Annotated in this window: 8 protein-coding genes and 1 pseudogene; 1 reads left to right on the top strand and 8 read right to left on the bottom strand. The window is 37.1% G+C overall.

What is annotated here, in order from left to right:
- The 5 genes and pseudogenes from ACJMLH_RS06025 to mtrA form a co-directional block, all read right to left on the bottom strand.
- The coding region (locus ACJMLH_RS06025) for a hypothetical protein (RefSeq protein ID WP_405275731.1) at nucleotides 1-1,251 on the bottom strand (1,251 nt) is incomplete at its 3' end.
- Nucleotides 1,251-1,814 carry a restriction endonuclease subunit S gene (locus ACJMLH_RS06020; RefSeq protein WP_405275729.1) on the bottom strand — a complete coding sequence of 188 codons (564 nt, stop codon included), beginning with the start codon at nucleotides 1,812-1,814 and terminating at the stop codon, nucleotides 1,251-1,253. The genes ACJMLH_RS06020 and ACJMLH_RS06025, both read right to left, overlap by 1 nt.
- Before the next feature lie 45 nt (nucleotides 1,815-1,859).
- Nucleotides 1,860-2,102 (bottom strand): hypothetical protein, encoded by a 243-nt coding sequence (locus ACJMLH_RS06015; protein WP_405275727.1) that lies wholly within the window; start codon nucleotides 2,100-2,102, stop codon nucleotides 1,860-1,862.
- A gap of 154 nt (nucleotides 2,103-2,256) precedes the next feature.
- Nucleotides 2,257-2,604 carry a hypothetical protein gene (locus ACJMLH_RS06010; RefSeq protein ID WP_405275725.1) on the bottom strand — a complete coding sequence of 116 codons (348 nt, stop codon included), beginning with the start codon at nucleotides 2,602-2,604 and terminating at the stop codon, nucleotides 2,257-2,259.
- Between the two features lie 411 nt (nucleotides 2,605-3,015).
- Nucleotides 3,016-3,531: pseudogene (gene mtrA / locus ACJMLH_RS06005) on the bottom strand (tetrahydromethanopterin S-methyltransferase subunit A); the annotation flags it as partial.
- A 118-nt stretch (nucleotides 3,532-3,649) separates the two neighbouring features.
- On the opposite strand from mtrA, the gene ACJMLH_RS06000 reads away from it, so the two are divergent.
- A complete protein-coding gene (locus ACJMLH_RS06000) occupies nucleotides 3,650-4,180 on the top strand; it encodes a phosphatase PAP2 family protein (RefSeq protein WP_405275723.1) in 531 nt (176 codons plus the stop codon).
- On the opposite strand, the gene ACJMLH_RS05995 is transcribed toward ACJMLH_RS06000, so the two are convergent.
- From ACJMLH_RS05995 to ACJMLH_RS05985, 3 genes are all read right to left on the bottom strand, one after another.
- Nucleotides 4,171-4,461, bottom strand: a complete 291-nt coding sequence (locus ACJMLH_RS05995; protein WP_405275721.1) for a hypothetical protein — start codon at nucleotides 4,459-4,461, stop codon at nucleotides 4,171-4,173. The genes ACJMLH_RS06000 and ACJMLH_RS05995 overlap by 10 nt on opposite strands.
- 76 nt (nucleotides 4,462-4,537) lie before the next feature.
- Nucleotides 4,538-5,056 (bottom strand): nitroreductase family protein, encoded by a 519-nt coding sequence (locus ACJMLH_RS05990; RefSeq protein ID WP_405275719.1) that lies wholly within the window; start codon nucleotides 5,054-5,056, stop codon nucleotides 4,538-4,540.
- A 33-nt stretch (nucleotides 5,057-5,089) separates the two neighbouring features.
- On the bottom strand, nucleotides 5,090-5,516 hold a 427-nt coding region (locus ACJMLH_RS05985), incomplete at its 5' end, for a CDP-glycerol glycerophosphotransferase family protein (protein WP_405275717.1).

The following is a 5,516-nucleotide window of genomic DNA, read 5'->3' as shown; positions in this document are numbered from 1 at the left end:
ATAGTTTTTCTCAACTGTCAGATATTTTCTTAAGGTTTCAAGGGAATTTTTATTTAAAAAGCCCTGGGACAGACTTATCGCCATTATCCCATCATCTTTTAAGCTGTTTATTAGATTCAATAAAAACAGATACTCACTATCCTTTAAAACTTCATACTCTCCAGTCAGTTCATCGACAGGATTTTTGCCTGCCGCCATTTTTCTTGCAAGATTATTAATAGTGATGTTAAGTTCAGGATCATTATCAAATGCATCCTCGTCAATTCCGAATGATTCGCTCAGCATGCTTTTTATCTTATTCCTGTTTTTTCTTTTGATGATTTCCTGATTTTGAACACTGTTAAGTCTCCTGAAACGTGTTGGTGTGATTGGAGGTATTCGAGAAACGATAACATCAAATTCCGCTTCTGATATATCGACTGCAGTAAGCGGATTACCATAGTCAAGGGATATGTTTTCCAAATCAAAGAAATTGATGAAGAACTTGACGATTGCAGCACAGTATCGGATTCTGTCAAATCCTTTTGCGTAAATATGTGTCATTCCATTACCATAGCTACGGGCCAACTCAATGAGTGAAGAGGCATCATTTAAGAATGGATTGTAAACATCATCCAGACATGTTTTTTGAGAAGTTATGATGCCTGAAAGTATTGAATTTATGTATTCAGGGTCCTTCTCAATGTCTATTATATTTGAATCGCAGATTCTGTCAAATACCCTTTCAAAGGGAAATTCATTTTCAAAAATATCCAGTTTGGATATTGTATAGACCAGATCCTTAACAATCAGATGATTTTCACCTTCAAATTCAAATTTGTTTATATTGATTCCATGTTTAAGAGAATCAAATATGAAATCAAAGTATAGTCCATACAACGAATTTTCAGGAAATTCAACATTCTTTGAAAACGCCGTGAGGAATTCGTGAATGAAGAAGCTTTCAGAATACTTCTCGTTAATTAATTCATCCAAAAACAGTTCCGGTTTTGGAATATAGTATCCGAACATGTTGAACGCATCGGCCTTGAACTGTCTTTGACATTCTTCATTTCCAAAGGCCTCGTCGAGTGTGATTGGCTTGTCTTCAATGATGCCTAAAAAGTGGTCTTTCATCATGTCAGAGCAGTATTTGTACAGAAATGCATAGATTATGACGTATGACATGTCCCGTGATATTTCTATCTGGCGGGTTTTGGAAAGGATGTTTCTCAATATCTTAAAGTTTTTTGACATTTGACGGCGGTTCATTAGAATTCACCCCACAATCTATTGAGGATTCCCTCTTTCAGGTTCCTGTCATATTCAACAACCTTCTGGTCCTCGTATAACTTTTCGTTGATGGTGTCGAGAAGTTTTCCGTATTTTCTCTGTGTTTCACTATCTGGCAGGACAAGTTCAATTTCCTTAATCTGCCTTAGTGATGCATGAGGAATCCTTTCGGTGCTTGAAAGCTCGTACAATTGCTTTTTGACATGGGCATTGGTGAGCAAGTGAGCTATAAAAGAAGGATCATGGTGAGGGTTTAGGCGGATAATAGCTATCCTGTCACTTACCACCAGTCCCGGATGGCTAACACAAACAACGTCATACGGATAAGGCATTTTCATCAGCACATCCCCTGGTTTGGTGAAATGGTGTGGTTTGATGTTTTCGGGAGTTAGGCTGACCTTTTCAAAGTCCTTTAATATTCCGTCCTTCTGGATGGATCTCTGGACTATGACACTGAATTCCTGTCCGTCTTCCTGAAGATATCGCCTATATGAAAGACCTGTTTGGATTTCTGCGATATCATTTAATTTTACTTTGTTCATGTTATTGCCTCTTGGTTTATATTTTTGACTTTAAAATATAAAAGATTAGGTTCCAAACACAGGTGTTGAAACCCAGTTTGCACCAATGTATTGTGCCCACATTGAAATGTGATGGGGCACGTCGTGGTACTCCTCCATATATGTGAATGCCGTATCGCGTTTCCACATCATATACATTGATTTGAACAAGGTGAGCTGGTCGAAATAAGCGTGTTTGCGATTGTATGACTTTTGCCAAACCTGGGATTCCTGAAGGGAAAAGAGATATTTGATTTCTCTTCTCAGCATGTCCATCTCCCTGTATTGGTCTGGTGTTGAGGGATGATGGAGACTGTAATACTTATTCTGGAAATCCCTGATCTTGCGGTTCAGCTCCTGTTCACGCCTGTAATACTCATTATCATGCCGGAATTTTGGCTTTCGGTAGTGTCTCATTTTGACCTCACTGATACAATCCGTTCACATCATCCAAAAGGGGTGTTTCTGGAATTTCATCCGGATTTACCTTTTCAGCAGACACTCCTCCAATCACTCCAACGCTTTGGATGTTGTCCTTAAGCACTGCGGTTGATGTGATTCCTGAGCCCTGCGGTGAAAGCACAAACAAATCAAGGAACAAATCATCCTCTCCTACAATGAATGCTGGTTCTATTGGCTCTGAGGCTTTTGTCTGTACCTTGATTAAGATATTTTTAGCCTCATTTTCGCCTTCGATACCTATTTCGTCCCTTATGGTTTTATCGAGACTTTTTACTTTGTCGCTCCAGTTTACTGATTCATGATGGTTCATAGTTATCACCTACTATTTTTTTATAAATTTCCACTTCTGTGGTGGCGTTCGACAATCTTTTTTAGAAATAAACTTTCTAAATGCAACTGCATTTTATTAGTAAATGCATCTTTGTAATAATAAGTTGTATGTAATAGTATATAAAACTTTTGTTTTTTTGTAAATTTTCTTAAAAAATACAACCTATTACCACTGTAAATAGTATTCTCTTTTAGGTTATATATAAACCTTTGCTTTTTTATTGCATATTTTAAGAAAAAGCATAATGATGAATGTGTGCAGCGGTGAAAAAAGCAACTGCAACATACAATAAACTATGTTACATTTTAAAAAAAATAGAAAATAAAAGCTGAAAAACTATTCTTCAGCTTCTTTTTTGTCCTTTTTATCTTTTGGAGATACAATTACCATTTTTTCGTTTTCCTCATCAACTTCCATGACAATTGGTTCTCCTTCAACAGCGCCGGGATCCTTTTCAACACATTCGTTGATTTTGGATTGAATCGCTCCGATATCTTCAGTATCAATCAGGTCAATGATTTCCAGTTGGTTCTGGAACCTTTCGATACCGTCAAGGGGAACGTTTTCAACAAACGGAATTGCACCTGTAGCCCCGATAATCTTTTTCTTGTCAGGGTCTGCGCCGTTGTCATATAATGCCTGAATACTCTGACCTGTAATGTGGCCTTGTACTTCAGCGCCAGCCAAAATTAAAAATCTAATATTAGGGTTTGAAATAATATTTGCAACTACCTTTTCAATACCTAAGTTCTCTGTCTTGCACGGTCCTGCAATGGCCGCACCGGAAAGTTCAGCTTCTATGTGGGAAGCAAGGGTTGTTACTGCAACCGGACTTTCAGGATCGCCGACAATGTAATCTCCACTGATTACTGGCCAGCCGTCTGCAGGAGCTTTTTTATCAGCCATAGTAGAAACCTCCTAATATTCGGTATTTAAAAATATATTTTAAATCTATTTAAATATTTTGTCAATTACATTTGTGCATGAGAAACCTATTTAAATTTAAATGTTAAAAATAATACTGATGAATTTAAACATTGATTTATTTTATTTTATTAACAATGACCTTGCAAATCCCCTTTTCGATGTGATAATGCCACATTTAAGTGATTGCGGAGGATTTGTAACTTTGCTTGTCTTATGCATATTGGCAATTCTGGTTTTAAGGTATTACAAAAAGGAAAAATACCTGGAAATTGCTAAAATGTGTTTTTATGCACTTGTCCTATCCGGAATTATTGCGGCATGCTTGAAACTTACATATCACAGTCCAAGACCGTTTACCGTTCTTGAGCATGTCCGCCAGCTGGTCGTTCCAACGGAACCGAATTCATTTCCGTCAGGACATTCCTCTTCATCAATGAGTGTGGTGACCGTTTTGGTTTGGTGTTTAAGGGACAATAAAATTTTGATAACTCTTTTAATAGCATTTGCACTTTTGGTTGCATTTTCAAGAGTTTATGTTGGTGTTCACTATCCATTCGATGTGTTTGTTGGTGCTCTTGTAGGTGTAGTGAGTGGTGTGGTTGTTTTGAAATTAAAGAATCAGAAATAAAGCTCTGACGGTTTTCCGATATATTCAAAATCATCCTTGTTTTCTAAATATTTAACACCGATGACTTTCTTGTCTGGAAAAACTGTAACGATACTCATTCCGTCATTGACATCAATGACAATGACCTTTTTCCTATCCCCACTTGGGGCTTCTATTTTAACAATTTCATCATTTTCAACCAGTGTCGGATCTTCAAATTCAGGCCCGATGTCTGTTGAATACCAGTGCTGAGGCAACTTCAGTCTTAAATCCAAATAATCCAATAAATCTTTTACATGCATTTTGAAAACTCCTAATCCATATTCTATTCAGGTAGATATTTAAAGATTTTGTCACTTGACAAGGGTGTCAAGTAGCTTATACAAGAAAGTGGATTTTGCCCTTGTCAATGTCATCCATTGTGTGAGGCTGGGGAATGTCATCGGAGTGGCCCAAAGCCATAATGCCCGCAATTCTGTAGTGCTCATCGATTTTGATGATGTCCCTTACTACTTTTTCAGCATAGACTCCATCCTTTTTTCTCATGTGAATCTGAACCCAGCAGCTGCCGATTCCCAAATCGGTTGCAGCAAGATGCAGGTATGTCAAAGCGATTGATGAGTCCTCACACCATGTATCAGAAATCATGGTATCTGCAATAACTACAATAGCCTTGTCAGCATCTTTTAAAAGTTCGGCACCATGGTCCTTTGCCTGTGCAAGTTCAGCTAATGTTTCTTTCCTTTCAACTACGAGAAAACTGATTGGTTTTCTGTTCATGCTTGACGGTGCCAGAAGACCTGCTTTTAGGATTTTATCAAGTTCATCCTTGGTAATGGGATTGTCATTGAATTTTCTTGTTGACCGTCTCTTGAGTAAAACATCTATGAATTCCATGATTAAAATTTTGTATTTTGAAATATAAAAAAATTAGTAATAGGTATCCAATTTAAGGATTTCCTCATAAACCCTTTTGGAATTGTTTTTGTCATGATATTTAAAGAAGCTGTCCACTCTATTTTGATATTCCTCTTCCATTCTGCAGTCGTTTTCAATATAGTTCATGATGAATTTTTTGATTTCCTCATGAGATTCAGCAACCGGACCGAAACCGTCAGTTTCATATTTGAAATATGATTTATCCTGGTCAAAATGATAGCTGTCATCGAAGTGATAATAGATAATTGGCTTTTTAAGATATGCAAAATCAAAAAATACTGATGAGTAATCAGTGATTAGAAGGCTGGAATTGTTGAATGTCTGAGTGTAATTTGTCAAATCATCGTCAAACACTACAGTATACGCCTTATTGAAAGTGCTGATGAACTGCTGGAGGTTTCTGTGAGGCTTGAATATC

Source organism: Methanobrevibacter sp. (genome assembly GCF_045116495.1).
Classification (GTDB): Archaea; Methanobacteriota; Methanobacteria; order Methanobacteriales; family Methanobacteriaceae; genus Methanocatella.
Note: the sequence above shows the minus strand (reverse complement) of the source record. Positions and strands in the feature narration are given on the sequence as shown.

What these genes read in the sequence shown, in the direction of transcription:
- ACJMLH_RS06020 (WP_405275729.1), bottom strand. Translation starts at nt 1,814, where the DNA reads ATGAACAAAGTAAAATTAAATGATATCGCAGAAATCCAAACAGGTCTT.
- ACJMLH_RS06015 (WP_405275727.1), bottom strand. Translation starts at nt 2,102, where the DNA reads ATGCTGAGAAGAGAAATCAAATATCTCTTTTCCCTTCAGGAATCCCAG.
- ACJMLH_RS06010 (WP_405275725.1), bottom strand. Translation starts at nt 2,604, where the DNA reads ATGAACCATCATGAATCAGTAAACTGGAGCGACAAAGTAAAAAGTCTC.
- ACJMLH_RS06000 (WP_405275723.1), top strand. Translation starts at nt 3,650, where the DNA reads ATGAATTTAAACATTGATTTATTTTATTTTATTAACAATGACCTTGCA.
- ACJMLH_RS05995 (WP_405275721.1), bottom strand. Translation starts at nt 4,461, where the DNA reads ATGCATGTAAAAGATTTATTGGATTATTTGGATTTAAGACTGAAGTTG.
- ACJMLH_RS05990 (WP_405275719.1), bottom strand. Translation starts at nt 5,056, where the DNA reads ATGGAATTCATAGATGTTTTACTCAAGAGACGGTCAACAAGAAAATTC.